General features: G+C 73.2%; 15 protein-coding genes and 1 pseudogene. 10 read left to right on the top strand and 6 right to left on the bottom strand.

Translation table 11 applies throughout. The annotated features are described in order from the left end of the window. The first annotated feature begins 187 nt into the window (after positions 1 to 187). Positions 188 to 1015 (top strand): glycoside hydrolase family 75 protein, encoded by an 828-nt coding sequence (locus tag ADK41_RS17565; RefSeq protein ID WP_030830108.1) that lies wholly within the window; start codon positions 188 to 190, stop codon positions 1013 to 1015. A gap of 24 nt (positions 1016 to 1039) precedes the next feature. Here the strand turns inward: ADK41_RS17565 and dhaM are convergent, their stop codons facing one another. The 5 genes from dhaM to ADK41_RS17540 form a co-directional block, all read right to left on the bottom strand. Continuing rightward, positions 1040 to 1450, bottom strand: a complete 411-nt coding sequence (gene dhaM / locus ADK41_RS17560; RefSeq protein ID WP_030830111.1) for a dihydroxyacetone kinase phosphoryl donor subunit DhaM — start codon at positions 1448 to 1450, stop codon at positions 1040 to 1042. Then, positions 1443 to 2060: a dihydroxyacetone kinase subunit DhaL gene (gene dhaL / locus ADK41_RS17555; protein WP_030830113.1), complete on the bottom strand. Its 618-nt coding sequence runs from the start codon at positions 2058 to 2060 to the stop codon at positions 1443 to 1445. The genes dhaM and dhaL overlap by 8 nt, the downstream gene beginning before the upstream one ends. Before the next feature lie 54 nt (positions 2061 to 2114). Then, a complete protein-coding gene (gene dhaK / locus ADK41_RS17550) occupies positions 2115 to 3107 on the bottom strand; it encodes a dihydroxyacetone kinase subunit DhaK (RefSeq protein WP_030830116.1) in 993 nt (330 codons plus the stop codon). A 673-nt stretch (positions 3108 to 3780) separates the two neighbouring features. Then, on the bottom strand, positions 3781 to 4200 hold the full coding sequence (locus tag ADK41_RS17545) for a CBS domain-containing protein (protein ID WP_030830127.1): 420 nt from the start codon (positions 4198 to 4200) through the stop codon (positions 3781 to 3783). Between the two features lie 381 nt (positions 4201 to 4581). Further along, positions 4582 to 6276, bottom strand: a complete 1695-nt coding sequence (locus ADK41_RS17540; protein ID WP_030830130.1) for a BCCT family transporter — start codon at positions 6274 to 6276, stop codon at positions 4582 to 4584. A gap of 643 nt (positions 6277 to 6919) precedes the next feature. On the opposite strand from ADK41_RS17540, the gene ADK41_RS17535 reads away from it, so the two are divergent. The 3 genes from ADK41_RS17535 to ADK41_RS17530 all read left to right on the top strand — a co-directional run bounded on the left by ADK41_RS17535 (position 6920) and on the right by ADK41_RS17530 (position 9853). Next, the gene (locus tag ADK41_RS17535; protein ID WP_030830133.1) at positions 6920 to 8461 is read left to right on the top strand and encodes an alanine/glycine:cation symporter family protein; all 1542 of its coding nucleotides are present in this window, start codon (positions 6920 to 6922) and stop codon (positions 8459 to 8461) included. Between the two features lie 342 nt (positions 8462 to 8803). Continuing rightward, on the top strand, positions 8804 to 8926 hold the full coding sequence (locus tag ADK41_RS43940; RefSeq protein WP_267883150.1) for a hypothetical protein: 123 nt from the start codon (positions 8804 to 8806) through the stop codon (positions 8924 to 8926). Positions 8927 to 9436: 510 nt separating this feature from the next. Continuing rightward, positions 9437 to 9853 (top strand): STAS domain-containing protein, encoded by a 417-nt coding sequence (locus ADK41_RS17530; RefSeq protein ID WP_158717685.1) that lies wholly within the window; start codon positions 9437 to 9439, stop codon positions 9851 to 9853. A gap of 531 nt (positions 9854 to 10384) precedes the next feature. On the opposite strand, the gene ADK41_RS17525 is transcribed toward ADK41_RS17530, so the two are convergent. Beyond that, a complete protein-coding gene (locus ADK41_RS17525; RefSeq protein WP_051843276.1) occupies positions 10385 to 10654 on the bottom strand; it encodes a hypothetical protein in 270 nt (89 codons plus the stop codon). A gap of 146 nt (positions 10655 to 10800) precedes the next feature. Between ADK41_RS17525 and ADK41_RS43225 the strand changes: the two are divergent. The 6 genes and pseudogenes from ADK41_RS43225 to ADK41_RS17500 all read left to right on the top strand — a co-directional run. Next, positions 10801 to 11108, top strand: a pseudogene (locus tag ADK41_RS43225) (AI-2E family transporter); the annotation flags it as partial. A gap of 365 nt (positions 11109 to 11473) precedes the next feature. Next, positions 11474 to 11989: a TspO/MBR family protein gene (locus ADK41_RS17520; RefSeq protein WP_037804620.1), complete on the top strand. Its 516-nt coding sequence runs from the start codon at positions 11474 to 11476 to the stop codon at positions 11987 to 11989. A gap of 623 nt (positions 11990 to 12612) precedes the next feature. Beyond that, positions 12613 to 15468, top strand: coding sequence for a Na+/H+ antiporter subunit A (locus ADK41_RS17515; protein WP_030830142.1), 2856 nt, complete (start codon positions 12613 to 12615; stop codon positions 15466 to 15468). Further along, the gene (locus ADK41_RS17510) at positions 15465 to 15896 is read left to right on the top strand and encodes a Na(+)/H(+) antiporter subunit C (protein ID WP_030830144.1); all 432 of its coding nucleotides are present in this window, start codon (positions 15465 to 15467) and stop codon (positions 15894 to 15896) included. Before ADK41_RS17515 ends, ADK41_RS17510 begins: the two co-directional genes overlap by 4 nt. Then, the gene (locus tag ADK41_RS17505; RefSeq protein ID WP_030830146.1) at positions 15893 to 17425 is read left to right on the top strand and encodes a Na+/H+ antiporter subunit D; all 1533 of its coding nucleotides are present in this window, start codon (positions 15893 to 15895) and stop codon (positions 17423 to 17425) included. The genes ADK41_RS17510 and ADK41_RS17505 overlap by 4 nt, the downstream gene beginning before the upstream one ends. Beyond that, a complete protein-coding gene (locus tag ADK41_RS17500) occupies positions 17422 to 18012 on the top strand; it encodes a Na+/H+ antiporter subunit E (protein WP_037804623.1) in 591 nt (196 codons plus the stop codon). Before ADK41_RS17505 ends, ADK41_RS17500 begins: the two co-directional genes overlap by 4 nt. The last annotated feature ends 4 nt before the right edge of the window (positions 18013 to 18016 follow it).

Below are 18016 nucleotides of genomic sequence, written 5' to 3'. Positions count from 1 at the left end.
CGCCGGCGCGGGCGGCCGGACGGCCCGGGTCGATCCGGTCCCGGGCCCCGGCCCCCGGTCGCGGTCGCTGGTGCGATCGTGCGCTGTCCGGTCCTGACGGAGCCGTCGCGCCGCCGTATCGGGACGAAATGGTGCAAAGTTCCCGTGAGTGTGCGCCCGTGACCCCGACGAGAGGCCCCCCTTGATCGTGTCCCGTGTCCAGTCGCTCACCCTGGCCATGGTGGGTGTCGCCCTGCTGACCCCCTCGCCTCCCCCCACCACCGCGCCCCAGCCCCGTACCGAACCGGTCGTACGGAGCACGGACCCGGTGCCCGCCGTGGACCCGCCGGCCGAGGCGCGTACCGAACAGCTCGTGCGGAGCACGGACCCGGTGCCCGCCGTGGACCCGCCGGCCGAGGCGCGTACCGAACCGCCCGTGCGGAGCACGGACCCCGTCTCCGCCGCCGACCTGCTGGCCAAGGTGCGCACCTGCGCCCCCGTCTCCCACGGCCGCTACCGCGAGGACCACGGCGCCGAGGCCACCGTCCCGGTGTGCGGAACCCGCGGCGCCGTGTTCTGGAAGGCCGACATGGACATCGACTGCGACGGCAGCCCCGGCCCCCGCTGCAACGCCCGCACCGACCCGTACTTCTCCGCCTCCACGGCCTTCACCCGGTCCGACGGCCGCCCGCTGAGCTCCGAGGAGACCCCCTACGTGGTGGTGCCCGCGCCCAGCGCCGTGTGGGACCACCGGTCCCACGGCGTGCGCGGCGGATCGGTGGTGGCGGTGGTGTACCGCGACCGGGTGCGGTACGCGGTCGTCGGCGACACCGGCCCCGCCGACATCATCGGCGAGGCCTCCTACGCCACGGCCGAGTCGCTCGGCATCGACCCCGACCCGCTCGTCGGCGGCGCGCCCTCCGGCGTCACCTACATCGTGTTCGAGAACAGCCGGGTGACCCCCGTCGAGGACCACCGGGCCGCGGTGGCGGCGGGGGAGCGGCTGGCCCGGCGGTTCGTGGACGCCGACGACTGAACCGGCCGGGCGCCGCCGCCCTCCTCACACCTTCCGGTACGTGTAGGCCTCGGCGGCCGCCGTCTCCACCGCAGCCAGGTCCGCCCCCGTGGAGGCCGTGACCACCGCGGCCACCGCGCCCTCCACGAACGGCGCGTCCACCAGCCTGGTCCGCTCAGGGAGTTCGTCGCCCTCGGCGAGCAGCGTCTTCACGGTGAGCACCGCGCTGCCCAGGTCGGTCAGCACGGCCACCCCCGCCCCGCGGTCGACGGACGCGGCCGCCGCGGCGATCAGCTCGGCGCTCGTGCCGAGCCCGCCGTCCTCGGTGCCGCCCGCCGGTGCGACGGGAACCGTTCCGCCGGCGCCCGCCAGACCCTGCGCCAGCTCCGCCACCGACGCGGCCACCGCCGCGCTGTGCGACACCAGCACGATCCCCACCAGCTTCTCGTCACTCATCGCCGGCCTCCGTGTCCGCCGCGGCCGCCACGAGCCCGGCGATCAGCAGCGCCGACGACGTGGCCCCCGGATCCTGGTGTCCGATGCTGCGCTCACCCAGATAACTGGCCCTGCCCTTGCGCGCCAGCAACGGCGTCGTCGCCACGGCGCCCTCCTCGGCGGCGTCGCTCGCGGCGGCGAAGGAGTCGCCGAGGGCGTCCACCGCGGGCACCAGGGCGTCGATCATCGTCTTGTCGCCCGGTGCGGCGCCACCGAGCTGCCGCACCGCGTCCACTCCGGCGCGCAGTGCCTCGGCCAGTTGCCGCTCGTCCACCTCGACGGCTTCCCCGAGCGCCTTGCCGGTGCGGCGCAGCAGCGTCCCGTACAGCGGACCGGAGGCGCCGCCCACCGTCGAGATGAGCAGCCGCCCGGCCTGGACCAGCACCGCCCCGGGCGTGGTGGGCGGCTCCTTCTCCAGCGTGTCCCTCACCGCCCGGAACCCGCGCTGGAGATTACTGCCGTGATCCGCGTCCCCGATCGGCGAGTCGAGCGCGGTGAGCCGCTCCGCCTCGCGGTCCACGGACGCGGCGGTGATCGTCATCCAACGGCGGAAGAAGTCGGCGTCGAGCACGGGAACTCCTTGCGTGGTAGGTACTCCTGAACCGAACCATGGCACCGGCGTGCCTCACATGCCCCAGCGCAGTCCCGGAGTCCGCACCGGCGCGTCCCACAGCCGCAGCAGTTCCTCGTCGACCTGGCACAGGGTGACCGAGGCGCCCGCCATGTCGAGGGAGGTGACGTAGTTGCCGACCAGGACACGGGCCACGGGGACCCCGCGTTCGCCGAGCACCCGCTGCACCTCGGCGTTGAAGCCGTACAGCTCCAGCAGCGGGGTGGCGCCCATGCCGTTGACCAGGACCAGGACGGGGTTGCGCGGCGTGAGGTCCTCCAGGATCGCGTCGAGGGCGACCTCGGCGATCTCGCCGGACGTCATCATCGGCCGCCGCTCCCGGCCCGGCTCGCCGTGGATGCCGACGCCCAACTCCAGCTCGCCGGAGGGAAGGTCGAAAGTGGGGCTGCCCTTGGCCGGCGTGGTGCAGGCGCTCAGCGCCACACCGAAGCTGCGGGAGTTCTCGTTCACCTGCCGGGCGATCGCCGCCACCCGCTCCAGCGGCTGCCCCTCGTCCGCGGCCGCGCCCGCGATCTTCTCCACGAACAGGGTCGCCCCCGTGCCCCTCCGGCCGGCCGTGTACAGGCTGTCGGTCACCGCCACGTCGTCGTCGACCAGCACCTTCGCGACCTGGATGCCCTCGTCCTCGGCCAGCTCGGCGGCCATGTCGAAGTTGAGCACGTCACCGGTGTAGTTCTTCACGATGAACAGCACGCCGGCCCCGCTGTCCACGGCCGCCGCGGCCCGCACCATCTGGTCGGGCACCGGGGAGGTGAACACCTCGCCGGGACAGGCCGCCGACAGCATCCCCGGCCCCACGAACCCGCCGTGCAGCGGCTCGTGCCCCGACCCCCCGCCGGACACCAGGCCCACCTTCCCCGCCACGGGCGCGTCCTTGCGCACGATCACCCGGTTCTCCACGTCCACCGCCAGCTCGGGATGGGCCGCCGCCATCCCCCGCAACGCGTCCGCGACCACGGTCTCCGGGACGTTGATGAGCATCTTCATGGGTATCTCCTAGAGAGCTTGGCAGGCGGGCTGTCAACCTGCGTTTTTGCTGGTCAGAGTTGATGGGGATGGTTCTGGTCCTGGCGGTCCGCGGCGGCTGGGAGCGGGCTGTGGCGGTACGGGTGCCGACTCGATGACGGCCTCGGTGACGGGGTGCCGGGTCGGGTGCGTGCTCGGGCGGGGTCCGGGTGGAGTGCCGCTGTCGGCAGTATCGGTCCTGCGGCGGCGAAGGTCACGTGCGAGGACGTCCGTGGGCGTGCCCCGGTCCGATGCGGGGCGTGTCCGGTCGGGCCCGGGCGCCGGCGTCCGGGGTGGAGCGCGCATCGTCCGCACGCGGTGAGGCGGGACATCCCGGCCGGTGTTCCCGCCAGGAGTGGAGGGGCCCACGGCGGACGAAACCCGAGGACGTGGACTCCCGGGCCGTCCGGGGCGGCGAACTCGGTACGCCGGTGCCCGATCCCCGTGCCCGAGGACCCGGGGACCCGGGTCACCGACCGGCTGCCCGGCCGATCACGGCTCCAGGGCACTCCGGCGCCACGCGAACGAGGAGCCGGGGCCGAGGGGCGGCCTCGTTCGTACGGATGCCGGGCGCGGAGAAGAGGCCGGCGCGGTGCGGAGCCGCGCAGCCGAGCGGGACGAACCGTCTCGCGCCCCGGCGACCGGGATGACTCCGTCATGCGCCGGGATCGGCGGCGCCGGTGCGACCCGGAGCGGAAGCGGGGTCGCGTTCGGCGACCAGATCACCCAGCGCGATGATGCCGACCGGCTGACCGTCGTCGACGACCGGCAGCCGACGCAGTTCCTTGGAGCGCATCAGATGCACCGCCCGGTCGACGTCGTCGTCGGGGGCGACCGTGACCAGCTCGCTGCCGCACGCCTCGGCCACGGTCCGGCCGGTCACGTCGCCGCCGTCGGCGAGGATGCGCACGGTCAGGTCGCGGTCGGTGACCAGCCCGCGCAGCCGGCTGCCCTCGAGCACCAGCACGGCGCGGATGTTCTCGTCCCGCATCACGGTGGCGACCTGCTGCACCGTGGTGCCCGGGCCCACCCCGAGGGGCTGGTCGGTCATGACCTCGCGAACCTGTCGAACCACCTGGCGCTCCTCCGTCGACGAACGTGTCACCAGCGGATACCACCGACATGCGCCGTCCATACGCCCCACAGGGGATCTTCGCCCTCGCAGGCGCTCGCCACGGGCCCGGAGGCGCCACCGCGCCCACTCCGAGGGCCTTCGAGCGTTCCTGACGGTTTTGAAGGAGGGGGCGGGCGGGGCCCGCGCAGCGGTCGCAGGACCCCGGCCGCGTTCCGGACCGGTCTCCACCGGTTTTGGAGTGAGCGAGCGCGTCACCGGGCGCCTCCGGTACGACGGCGACCTCGCACCCGGCCGCGTTCCCGTCCGCTCCGGCCCGGGAGGCCATGGGCGGGGCCCCGAGGCGCGGTGCCGGGTGACCGTTCCGGGTGCCGCGAGGGCGCGTCACGCCCCGTCGTCGGAGTCCCTACGGGCCTTCGCCGCCCGTCGCAGCCGGTGGTGGCGCGCCCGGTCCCGCTCCGCGACGACGTCGCCGACCATCGTCCGCACGACGTCCTGCAGCCCGTGCAGGGCGTGGTGACGGCCGGGGCCCGCGGCGGGGTCCTGCCGCAGCTCCCTCAGCAGCGCCCAGCACAGCAGCAGCATGACGACCACGAACGGCAGCGCCACCAGGATCGTCGCCGTCTGCAGCGAGTCCAGCCCGCCCACCACCAGCAGCACCGCCGCCACCGCCGCCATCAGCACGCCCCACGCCACGACCAGCCACGACGGCGGGTGCAGCGCCCCGCGGCTGGTCAGGGATCCCATCACCAGCGACGCCGAGTCGGCACTCGTGATGAAGTAGGTCATGACCAGGATCATCGCGATGAACGACGTGACCGTGCCGATCGGCAGCGCGTCCAGCATCGCGAACAGCGACGCCTCGACACCGTCCTCCATCGCGCCCGCGAGGTCCGCCTGCCCGGTCGACTCGAGACGGAGCGCCGTACCGCCCATCACGCAGAACCAGACGACGGTCGCCCCGCTCGGCACCAGCAGCACCCCGACGAGGAATTCGCGGATGGTCCGGCCGTGCGAGATGCGGGCGATGAACGTCCCCACGAACGGCGCCCATGACAGCCACCAGGCCCAGTAGAAGATCGTCCAGGCGCCCAGCCAGGCGTGGTCGGAGAAGGCGCCGGTCCGCGTGGCCATGGGCAGCAGGTTCTGCAGGTAGCCGCCGACGGACGCCGGGATCGTGTCCAGGACGTAGACGGTCGGGCCGAACAGGAAGACGAACACCATCACCGCCGCCACGAGCACGATGTTCAGCGTCGACAGCCACTTGATGCCCCGGTGCAGACCGGAGAAGGCCGAGAGGACGAACGCCGCCGACAGCGCCGCGATGATGATCAGTTCCGTGGCCTGGGAGACGCTCACCCCCACCGTGAGGTCGAGGCCCTCGGCCACCTGCAGCGCGCCCAGCCCCAGGCTCGTCGCCGTGCCGAACACGGTCGCGAAGACGGCGAGCAGGTCGATCGCCCTGCCCTGCCACGACTCGGCCCGCCGGGCCCCGATGAGCGGCACGAACGCGGCGCTGAGCCGATTGCCGCGGCCCTTGCGGAACACGGCGTACGCCAGGGCGAGCCCCACGATCCCGTAGATCGCCCACGGGGTGAGCGTCCAGTGGAAGAACGAGTACTCCAGGGCCGTGCGCGCCGCCGCGCCGGACTCGGGGCGCACACCGCTCGCCGGGGGCGGCGCCAGATAGTGCGTGAGCGGCTCCCCGACCCCGTAGAACATCAGACCGATGCCCATGCCGGCGCTGAACATCATCGCGACCCAGGCGAGGTTCCCGAACTCCGGCTCGGAGTCGTCCTCGCCCAGCCTGATCCGGCCGAACCGGCTGAAGGCGATCACCAGGCACAGGACCAGGAACACGTCCGCGGCGACCACGAACAGCCAGCCGAAGTTGCTCAGGACCCACGCCAGACTCGTGGAGGAGGCGCTGTCGAAGGACTCCTCGCCGAGCCAGGCCCACAGGACCACGGCGACGACGGCGGCCATCCCGACGCTCACGAGGACGCGGTCGGGCGAGCCGGTGACGGGAGGGGCGGGCGCGGACCCCGACTGAGGCCGGTCGACCGGTTCCATGCTCATGAAGATCCACTATGGGGCGCGTGCCGTCACGCCGGCGGACGGCACGCCGCTCGGCGGCCGACAAGGACGCGCGGCGCATGGCCCGTACCGTGCCGCCGGCCGCCGGCATCCCCGTCGTCGTCTTCGGCGAGTCCCTCGAGCGGTCTTCGAACGGGTTCGACCCCACTCGAGGAACGGGGCCGGCTCGACCTGTCGAAGCCTGGCGGGCCCGATCCGCGCGGAGGTGTCCGGCGGCTCGGGCGCAGGGGCGATCACGTGCCGCCACCGGGCATGGGGGGCTGGTTGCGCGGGTGAGGAGTCACCATGTGCCGGGACGGTGTCCGGTGAACAGATCGAGTTGTCCGCATAACGGTCCGGTATCGCTTGCTGGCGCTTCTGACGATTACTGATGGTCATGTGAGATGCGTCACTAAAAATCTCGTAAAGGTCGTGGTACAACTGCGCAACTCCGCAGGTGGCACCACCCCTCGCCGCCAGGTGGAGCGTCGGCGCACAAGCCGACCGCACGACCAGGGTGATCACGCTCCGAGTCCGCGGAGCGGCCCCGGGATCGCCGATCGGACAACGGCGTTCGCTCAACGACAGCACACCGTCCCGGCACAGTTCGCTGTGCACCGGATCCTGCGCCATCGAGGTAGCCATAGTGTCACTCGACTCCGTCACCCAGTCCGTCGACGAGGCCGTCAGCGGATTCTTCGAGCCCATCGCCACCTGGCTCGGAGAAGTCGTCTTCTACGCCGTTCCCGTCGGGGGCACGGATCTTCCGCTCATCGTCGCCTGGCTGGTGGTCGCCGGTCTGGTGTTCACCGGCTGGTTCGGTTTCGTCCAGCTGCGCAAGTTCAAGCTCGCCCTCGACGTGGTGCGCGGCAAGTACGACGAGAAGGGGTCGGCCGGCGAGGTCAACCACTTCCAGGCGCTGACCGCGGCCGTCTCCGGCACCGTCGGCCTCGGCAACATCGCCGGTGTGGCCGTCGCCGTCTCCATCGGCGGGCCCGGGGCCACGTTCTGGATGATCCTGTGCGGCCTGCTCGGCATGGCCACCAAGTTCGTCGAGGTCACCCTCGGCGTGAAGTACCGCGAGGTGCACCCGGACGGCACCGTCTCCGGCGGCCCCATGCACTACCTGCCCAAGGGGCTGGCCGACCGCTTCGGCAAGAACGGCAAGAGCCTCGGCAAGGTCCTCGCGGTCCTCGCCTCCTTCATGGTGCTGTTCTTCGGCCTCTTCGGCGGCAACCTCTTCCAGGTCAACCAGTCCTACGCGCAGCTCGTCTCCGTCACCGGCGGCGAGGACGGCGCGATGGGCTCCTCCGCCGGCGCGCTGTTCTTCGGCATCCTCATCGCCGCGCTCGTCGGCATCGTGCTGCTCGGCGGCATCCGCTCCATCGCCAACGTCACCAGCAGGCTCGTGCCCGCCATGGCCGGCATCTATGTCGTCGCGTGCCTGGTCGTGATCCTGGTCAACGTCACCGCCGTCCCGGACGCGGTCGCCACGATCGTCGAGGGCGCCTTCAACCCCGAGGGCGTCGCCGGCGGTGTCCTCGGCGCGCTGATCATCGGCTTCAAGCGGGCCGCCTTCTCCAACGAGGCCGGTCTCGGTTCCGCCCCCATCGCCCACTCCGCGGTCAAGACCAAGCACCCCGCCAGTGAGGGCCTGGTCGCGCTGCTGGAGCCGTTCATCGACACCGTCGTCATCTGCACGATGACCGCCCTGACCATCGTCATCGCCAACCCGGCCAGCTGGGGCGAGGCGCGCGCGGGCGAGGACATCGGCGGCGTCACGATCACCTCCGACGCCTTCGAGACGGTTCTGCCCTGGTTCCCCTACGTCCTCACCGTCGCGGTACTGCTGTTCGCCATCTCCACGGTGCTGACCTGGGGCTACTACGGCCTCAAGGCGTGGACGTACCTCTTCGGCCGCAGCCGGGCCAGCGAGGTGACGTACAAGGTCGTCTACACCGTGTTCGCCGTCGCGGGCTCGCTGCTGACCCTGCAGACCCTGATCGACCTGGCCGACGCCGTGCTGTTCACGCTCGCCGTCATCAACATCATCGGCCTCTACCTCCTCGCCCCGGTCGTCAAGCGCGAACTCGCCTCCTTCCTGGAGTACGTCCGCGCCCGCAAGGCCGGTGAGATCGCGGACGACGAGTCCGGCGAAGACCAGGGGTCGGTGAAGACCACCGTCTGACCGCAGCCCTGCGGCCCGGCTTCCCGGGGCGGCCCCGGCCGAAGGCCGGGGGAGGGCCCGCGCACACCTCGCGCCTTGGTGTGGGCGGGCCCGTTCGTCCTGTCTCCCTCGTGTTCGTTCCAGCGGGTGAGACGCGGCCTGACGGCATGTCCTGAAGGGCGATCGGGTCGGAGGCGGCGCGTCGGTGATCGGCCTGCCCGAGGCGGCTGTGCCCGGCGCGCGGCGTGCCGGGAAGGCCGGTCGGCGTCCGAGGGCCCGTACGCCCTCTTCCTCGGCGCACGGGCCCCGCCGGAACGCGATGCGCGGCGGTCCGGGGCCGAGGACGGAAACGGGCGGAGGCCGGTGTTCCTCGCAGCCGCCGTCCTGGCGGCCCTCCTCCGGCGCCCGTACGAGGCGAAGACCCACGACGACGATCACGACGGCATTCCCGCCGTCCACCGGCGAACCGGAGCCGCCGAGCGCTGATCCGGAGGGCGGTGCGTGGTGGATCCTTCCGCGACGACGGTGGTCGTCGTCGTTGTCGCGAGGGTCCCGCTTCTCCTCGCGGCCGTCGGCCGGCGAGCAGTCCGGTACGGCGCGGTCGCACGGGCGGCCCCGGCCGGTGTCCCGGTGGCCCGCACGAGGGATCGAAGTGACTCCACCGGGTCCGCCGGGCCCGCGGACACGTCCGCACCGTTCGGCTTCGAGGGTCTCAAAAGCTTGCTTGTTCTCAACCTTTGCTCTGTGCAATGCTGAGCCCGTGGAGGCGCCGTCGGCCCTCCTGGAGCGCCGGGAAGCCTGGTCGGCATCTACAGCCGAGCCGTCCCCGGAAAGCCGATGCCGCCACCTCAGCACACACCACGAGACGAGACAGCCGGTGCCGCGCCGGTGGGCGGCGATGAGCCGCTCCGTCGGCAAGAGCGCCGGGAGGCGTCCCCGGCGGGGAGGCTGTCGGTTCGTCCGGAAAGCGGGGGGCGCCTTCCGCCGAGGCTCGAGTTGTACCTCGCTGGAGAACTCGACGCCGATACCGCCCCCGGACTGCGTGCGGACCTGACCGCACTCGCCGCCCGCTCCACCGGCGGTCTGCTGGTGCTGGACCTGTCGGGTATCACTTTCTGCGACTCCGCCGGTCTCTATGCCTTGCTGGGCATCCGACAGGCCCTGCCCCTCACCGGTGTCGACGTGTCGTTCGCTCGGGCCGGCGCGGTCGTCCGGACCGCCGCGGAAAGGGCCGGCCTGACCACCCACCTGGCCCTGCGGGAGGATTCCCGACCCGGCGGGCACGAGGGGGCCCGCTTCCCGAGGGAAGCGGGCCGTGACACGTCCGTCGCCCCAGCCGATGAGCTTCGCGAACGCGCGGTGCGCGGGGGCCCGGAGAGCCGTCCGGCTGCCCGGCCGGGCGATGGGCGGTGAAGACGGCCGCGGTGAAACCGGGCACGGGTGCGGGGGAAACAGATCCGAGGAGCGCGGCGAGCGGCCGGCGCAGGCAGGACCGTGAACCGTGCTCCGCCGCACTGCCGCCGGACCGGTGCGTGATCCGGCCCCGGGGGACACCCGGCGCGGCGGAAAGCCCCGTGCCGCCGTCCCCCGCCGCGGGGCGTCGGGCCCCGGACTGCGACCACATGGGTGGGGGAGGAGTGGGGACCGGCGGGTCCGGCGGAGGCCCGGATCGCTGCCGCCGTGGACCAGGTCGTCGAATCCGTCCGGCCCGGGAACGTCTCCACGACGGCCGGTGACGCGGTGGCGGTGCTCGACGACCGCCGGGGTGCGGTGTCCACGCCGCCGTCACGGTTGAGGGCTCCTCGGGGCCCGCAGCGGGCACGGCCCGACGAGCGGCTCGCGGACCAGTCCCCGCGAGGCCGCGAGCCGTGCGCGGGTGAGTGCCCACGCGGGGCGGGACCGTCGGCTCGGCCGCCTCCCGCTTCGCCGGCGGCCGAGCCCGTCTCACCGGCCGGGGCCGTCCTGGTGAGCCGCGTACGTGCGAGGGCGCTCACGGCGGCGATGAACCGCTGTGCTCGCCACCGCGCCCAGGCCTGCGCAGAAGATGAGTGCGAGAGCCAGGCCGGAGCAGAAGACGGCCAGGGTGTTCATGGTGACGATGTCCTGACCGAGTACGGACACGGTGTACTCGGGGCCGCCCGAGAGGTTGTCGGCGATCACCAAGCCGGTGAAGGCTCCTGCGGCCCCGAGGAGGAGCAGTCCGAGAACGAGCATCCGGGTCATCTCCTCGAACGGAGTGTGCCACTGGTACGGAATGCGGGCCGACCGGGTACCCGTGGTGCTGTGCGGGACACGTGCTCGGCGCGTAAAAGGGCACGCGGCGTCGTGCCTTCCCGGCCTGCTCCGAGTCCGCGGGCCCGCTGAGGTGCGCCGTGATCCTGCCGGCCGCCGGGGTCGGCCACGCCGGGGTCCGGGTGTGCGTGACGCTGCGGACGGCCGTCGTGCCCGTGCTGCTCGCCCTGCTCGGCACCGCGTTGCTCCCCCCCTGCACCGGTGGCCGGTCAGGGCGAGGACGAACCGGTCCGTCGCCGCCGGGCTCACCTGTACCGCCGTTCCCGCCGTGGTCGGCGGCGCCGTGTACGTCGTCACGGTCACACCGGCCGACACCTGGGACCGGATCGTCGCCTCGTCGCGCAGGGCGGTGCGCGTGCCGGCCGACCGCTTCGGGACCGTCCGCGGGCCCGTAGGCTCCGCACCGGACACCGACCGGTCACCCCTTCGCCCGCCCCGGTGGTGTCCGGCGCGACGGCCGCCGTGGTCGTTCCCGGCGTGCGCGAACCGTTTTGCCCCTCCTCGGCCCCGTCGAGCGGCTCCCGGCGGAGGATGCGAAGCCGTGCCGTGGGGAACCGGCCGGCATCGAGGCGGGAAGGCCGGAGGCCGTCCGGCACGGCACACCTCCGCCGGACGCCGGCCGGGCCGGTGGACGGCTGGGGCACGGGCGTGCGCGGACGCCGTCGCACCACGGGCCGCATCGGACGGCGGGTTCCGGGCACCCGGTCGCCACACCGTCGGCGCGCCGGAAGGAGACAGCAGGTGACGGCAGCCCCACCCGACCAGGATCTGCGGCCCCGCTCCGCCTCGCGCAGGTCGTTCCTGATCCTGATCCTGCTCCTCGCGGTCTGCTACGCGGTGGCCGCCCTGGGCGGCCTCGCGGCGTCGGACTCGGCGAGCACGTACCGCTCACTCGACCGTCCCGCCTGGGCCCCTCCCTCCTGGCTGTTCGGCCCGGTCTGGACGGTGCTGTACGCCACCATCGCCTTCTCCGCCTGGCTCGTACTGCGCCACCGGCCACTGGCGCGGACCAGGAAGGAGATCGTTTTCTGGGGCGCGCAGCTCGCCCTCAACCTGGCCTGGACGCCGCTGTTCTTCGGCGCCGGCCGGTACGGCCTCGCGTTCCTCGACATCTGCCTGTTGCTGGCCGCGCTCGGCACCACGATGTTCCTCTTCCGGCGCAGGAGCCAGGCCGCCTCGCTCCTCCTCGTTCCCTACGCGCTGTGGGTGCTGTACGCGGCGGCCCTCAACCTCGCCATCTGGCGGCTCAACACCTGACCCGGCCCGCTCCGCCGGGACAGACCCGTGCCGGCCGGTGACCCCCCGAGGACCGTCGACGCCCTCCGGGGGCTTCGGCCGCTTCCTCGAACGGGCGGTCCCGTGACCACCCCCGCGGCACGACGGCGTGATCCCGCCCCTGCCCCGGACCCGGTCCGCGTCTCCCGCGTTCGACCTGCACCGTCCTCGCCGCGCCGGACACGCGCACTCCCGTCCGCCGCCCGGTGGCCTCCCGGAGAGCCCGCGGGCAGCCGCGGCCGGCCGTCCTGACCGGTCCGGGCCCGGCCGCGCCGGTGGACCTCGCGTGGAGCGCCCCGCCGCGGGTCCGCCACAGGTCTCCTGCACGCCGGAGCCCTGCCGCCTCCCGCACTCGGCGCGCACGTCGGGGCCGCGCCGTCGACAGGGGCGTCACCGCGTACGGCGCGGACCCGGCGGAGCAGCACGAGGAGGCCACGGGCTCCCCGGTCCGGGCAGGCGGTACGTCCGTCTGCCGCACCGGAGGGGTTGACCGCCGCCACACCGGGTGCCGCCGGCCGTCGGCCGGGATAGGGCTCCTGGGACCGGGCAGGGCGAGCCGAGCGTCGTGCGTCGGCGGGCCGAGGCTTCGCGGAGGAGTTGGTACGGTGCTGTTCCTGCTGGCCGCCTACGCGGCGGTCGCAGTGGCCATCCCGTGGTGGCAGCCGAGACTCGGCCGTGCGGTGTGGGCGGTGGCGGCCCTCGTACCGCTGGCGACGGTGGCCTGGGCCGGCACGCGGGCCGCGCGCGTCCTGGACGGCGGGGAGTACCGGGAGACCTTGGCGTGGGCCCCGTCGCTGGGACTGACGGTCGACCTGCGGCTGGACCCGCTGTCCCTGCTCATGCTGTGGGTCGTCGCCGGCGTCGGAGCCCTGGTCCTGCTGTACTGCCGCTACTACGTCGAGCGGGACGCCGCCCGTCAGGCCGCGCTGCTGCTCGCCTTCGCCGGAGCGATGACCGGCCTGGTACTGGCCGACAACGTCTTCGTCCTGTACGTCTTCTGGGAGCTGACGACGGTCGCTTCCTTCCTGCTCATCGCGGGACGCGGGGAGGAGGAGAACGAGCGGCGCGCCGCCCGGCAGGCACTGCTGGTGACCGTGGCCGGCGGCCTGGTCATGCTGCTCGGTCTGGTCCTGCTCGGGTGGACGGCCGGGACGTACCGGATCTCCGCGATCCTCGCCGACCCGCCGCGGGGCGGCGCGGTGTCCGCCGCCGCGGTGCTCGTCCTGATCGGGGCGTTCGCCAAGTCCGCGCAGATGCCCCTGCACGGCTGGCTGCCCGCGGCCATGGTGGCGCCCACACCCGTGAGCGCCTATCTGCACGCGGCCGCGATGGTCAAGGCCGGGGTGTACCTGGTCGCCCGGCTGGCGCCCGCCCTGGCGGAGGTGGCCCCGTGGCGGCCGATGGTGCTCGCGGTGGGCCTGACCACGATGGTGCTGGCCGCGTGGCGCGCGCTGCGCGCGACCGACCTGAAACTGCTGCTGGCCTACGGCACCATCAGTGAACTGGGCCTGCTCGTCACCCTGCTGGGGGCCGGGACGCGGACCGCCGCCCTGGCCGGGGCGGTGATGCTGCTCGCGCACGCGGCGTTCAAGTCGGCGCTGTTCCTCTCGGTCGGGATCCTGGACCACCGGGCGGGGACGCGGGACATCCGCGAACTGTCGGGCGTCGGGCGTCGCATGCCGGTGCTCTTCGCGGTCACGGCGCTCGCCGCCGCGTCGATGGCCGGGATTCCGCCACTGGTCGGATACCTCGGCAAGGAGGCGTACTTCGAGGCGTTCCTGTACGGCGACGCCCGACTCGACGGACATCGGCAGCTGACGGTGGTGCTCGTGATCGGCTCCGCGCTGACCGTGGCGTATGCCGCACGGTTCGTGCAGGGGGCCTTCGGCGGGCCCCCCGAAGGGGCGGCGCGCCGGGCGGAGCGCCCCGAGGCGGGTTTCGTCGCGCCGGTGGCCGTACTGGCGGGCGCGGGCCTGGCCCTGGGCGTGGGCTACGCGGGGACCGCGGCCCTCGCGGCCGCGTACGCCGACGCCTACCCCCCGGGTCCCCACGGGCCGTACGAGCTGTCCTTGTGGCACGGTTTCACGCCCGTGCTGGGCCTGTCGGCACTGACACTGGCGCTGGGCGGGCTGGTGCACCTGGGCAGGCGTTCGCTGCCCGTCACAGCGCTTCTGCCCGATGCGCAGCGCGCGTTCGACCGCACGCTCGCGGCCGCCGACCGGCTGGCCCTGACCGTGACCCGGCACACCCAGGTCGGCTCGTTGCCGCTCTACCTGGTGGTGCTGCTGACGACCGTGGTGGTGGTGCCCGGCGCGGCGCTGGCGGCCGGGGCGCCGCCGCTGGGCTCCCCGCTGCCGTGGTGGTCCCCCGTCGAACCGTTCCTGGCCGTGGTGGTGCTGACGGCGGCCGCCGCGGTGGTGGGCACACGGCACCGGCTGACCGGAATCCTGCTGACCGGTGCCGTCGGTTACGGCGTGGCCGGAATGTTCCTGGTGCGGGGCGCGCCGGATCTGGCGCTGACGCAGTTCCTCGTGGAGACCATGACGCTGGTCGTGGTGGTCCTGGTGCTGCGCCGGATGCCGGCCCGGTTCAGCCCCGGCCGGACGATGACCCGGGTGCGCCTGGTACGGGCGGCGGCGGCCGGTGCGGTCGGTGTCCTCGTCACCTGCTTCGCGCTGGTGGCGTCGGCCGCGCGCACGGCTCCGGCGATCTCGTCGGGATACGCGCACCGCATGGAGGAGGCCGGCGCCGAGAACATCGTCAACGCGATCGTCGTCGACTTCCGCGCGCTCGACACGCTGGGTGAGATCTCGGTGCTGCTGGTGGCCGCGGTCGGCACCGTCAGCCTGATCCGGGTGGGAGGGCGCGGCGATGCGAGAACTCCCGGCGGCGGACCGGGCGGCCCGTCCCCGACGGCACACTGGGACGAGCCGGTGCGGACCTGGCTGCCCGGCGCACCCGAGCGGCCGGGCGGCGAGCGGTCGGTCCTGCTGGAGGTGGCCACCCGTCTGCTGTTCCCCTCCATCCTGGTGCTGTCGCTGTTCCTGCTGTTCTCGGGGCACTACGGTCCCGGCGGCGGATTCGCCGGCGGCCTGGTGGCGGGCCAGGCGCTGGTACTGCGGTACCTGGTGGGCGGCCGCGCCGATCTCGGAGCGGCCGTACGCGTGCCCGCGAGCGTGGTCACGGGCTCGGGGATGCTGCTCGCCGCCGCGGTGGGGACGTTCCCGCTCCTCCTCGGCGGCGTGCCCCTGGAAAGCACGGTGGTGACACTTCATCCGCCGGTCGTGGGCACGGTGAAGTTCGCGACCAGTCTGTTCTTCGACGTCGGCGTCTATCTGCTCGTCGTCGGCGTCGTTCTCGAACTGCTGTCGGCGGTGGGCGTCTCACTCGGTCAGGACATGGCCGAGGCCGACGAGGCCGAGGCCACGGCCGAGGACGAGGAACAAGGAGGCCCGCGGTGAACACGATCGACGTGACCATGGCCCTGGTGATCGGCGGGCTGTTCGCCGTCGGCTTCTTCCTCATGCTGCAGCGCTCCCTGATGCGGATCGTCCTCGGCTTCATTCTCCTGGGCCACGGCACCAACCTGCTGCTCCTGGTCGCCGGCGGCACGCCCGGCCGGCCCCCCGTGCCGGACGGGAGGATCGACGATCCCGCGGGGACCGCCGATCCGCTGCCCCAGGCCATGGCGCTGACCGCGATCGTGATCACGTTCGGCCTCACGGCCTTCCTCATGGCTCTGGCCTACCGGTCCTGGCGCATGACCGGCCACGACGAGGTACGCGACGACGTGGAGGACCGGCGCATCGGCACCGTCCGCGAACGCGCCGAGGCCGGCTCCGCCGCGGACCGGGAGACAGGCGGTACCGCGCCGGGAGGAGAGCGATGACGGCGGTGCTGCCGGCCCTGCCCGTACTGCTGCCGGCCCTCGGCGCCGGAGTCCCCCTGCTCCGGCTGTCCCGTCCGGTGACGCGTGGGCTCGGCGTCGGCGTTCTCGCGGGAGTCGTCGGCTGCGGGGCGGCTCTCCTGGTCCTGGCCGACCGGCACGGACCACAGACCCTGCGGGTCGGCGGCTGGCCCGCGCCCCTCGGGATCACCCTCGTGGCCGACCGGCTGTCGGCCCTGCTGCTGACCGTGTCGGCGCTGGTGGCCCTGGCCGTACTGCTCTTCGCCGTCGGCCAGGGCGTGGCGGAGGAACGCCGCAGCTCGGCCGTGGTCTTCCACCCCGCCTACCTGGTACTCGTCACGGGCATGAGCCTGGCGTTCCTCACGGGGGACCTGTTCAACCTCTTCGTCGCCTTCGAGGTGATGCTCGCCGCCTCCTACGTCCTGATCACCCTGGACGGGGACGAGAACCGCACCCGCGCGGGGATGACGTACACGATCGTCAGCCTGACGTCGTCGCTGCTGTTCCTCTCCCTGGTCGCCCTGGTGTACGCGGCGACCGGCACGGTCACCCTGGCACAGCTCGGAGCGCGGCTCGCGGAGCTGCCGGACGGCCTGCGCTCCGCGCTCGCCCTGCTGCTCCTGTCCGTCCTCGGCATCAAGGCGGCGATCGTCCCCCTCCACTTCTGGCTGCCGGACAGTTATCCCACCGCTCCCGCGCCGATCACCGCCGTCTTCGCCGCGTTGCTGACGAAGGTCGGCGTGTACGCCCTGCTCCGCACCCAGACGCTGCTCTTCCCCCGCACGGGCGTGTGGATCCTGCTGGCCTGTACGGCGATCATCACCATGATCGTGGGAATCCTCGGCGCCCTCGTCCAGGACGACCTCAACCGGCTCCTGTCCTTCACCCTCGTCGGCCACATCGGATTCATGCTGTTCGGGCTGGCCCTGTTCGACACCCGGGGGCTGACCGGCACCATCCTCTACGTCGTCCACCACATCGTCGTCCAGGCGGCGCTGTTCCTCGTCGCGGGCCTGGCCGTGTTCCGCACGGAGACGGCGGCGCTGCACCGCATGGCGGGGCGGCCGCGTCCCGGACCGCTCGTCGTCACGTTGTTCGTCCTCCCCGCCCTGAGCCTGTCCGGCGTTCCGCCGTTCTCCGGCTTCGTGGCCAAGCTGGCCCTGCTGGAGGCCGCTGTCGCGCAGGGCACCCCGGCCGCCTACGCCCTCGCCGGAACCGCCCTGCTCACCAGTCTGCTGACCCTCTACGCCATGACCCGCGTCTGGACGGCGGCCTTCATGGGAAGGCCACCGGACCGTCGGGAGGCGGGTCCGGAGAGTCCACCGGGCGTCGGGGGCGACCGCCCGCGCGGGACGCGGCTCATGCTCGCCGCCACGGCCGGCATGGCGGCGACCGGAGTGGCCGTCGCCGTGTGCGCGGGTCCGCTCGCCCGCATCGGCGAGCGGGCCGCCGAGGACCTGCTGCACCCGCGGGAGTACCGGTCCGCCGTCCTGGAGGGGGGAGAGCGGTGACCCGTTCCGGGAACCGTCGTGCGGACCGGGTCCTTCCGGCACTGCGCCACGTACCGATGATCGTCTGGCTCTGGCTGCTGTGGATCCTGCTGTGGGGAGCCACCAGTGCGGTGATCCTCGTCGGCGGCCTGCTCGTCGCCGTCGGTGTGGTCCTCTCCTTCCCGCTGCCCGCGGTCCTGCCGGGAGCCGTGCCCGAACCACTGCGGATCGGACGACTGCTGATCCATGTGCTCACCGACCTGGTCAAGTCGGGATGCACCGTCGCCTGGCAGGTCGTCCGCCACGGCAGGAGAGTGTCGTGCGGGATCATCGAGGTGCCCCTGCGGGTCGACAGCGACCTGCTGATCGCCGCCGTCGCGGAGTTCACCACCATGTCCCCCGGCTCCGTCGTCGTCGAGATCGACCGGCGCCGCAAGCGCCTGTACGTGCACGCGCTGCCGGTCCGCGACCGGCGCGACATCGCTCACCGCCGGGCGGAGGTGCAGGCCATGGAGCGCCGGATCGCGCTGGCGGTCGGCCACCGCCGCGGCGTCGAGGACCCGGGGCCAAACCCCGCCCGGCCGGACGACGCCCGGGACGACCCCTGAGGAA

It is taken from the genome of Streptomyces caelestis (assembly GCF_001279005.1).
GTDB classification, from domain to species: Bacteria; Actinomycetota; Actinomycetes; order Streptomycetales; family Streptomycetaceae; genus Streptomyces; species Streptomyces heliomycini.
This window is presented reverse-complemented; position numbering and strand designations above follow the sequence as displayed.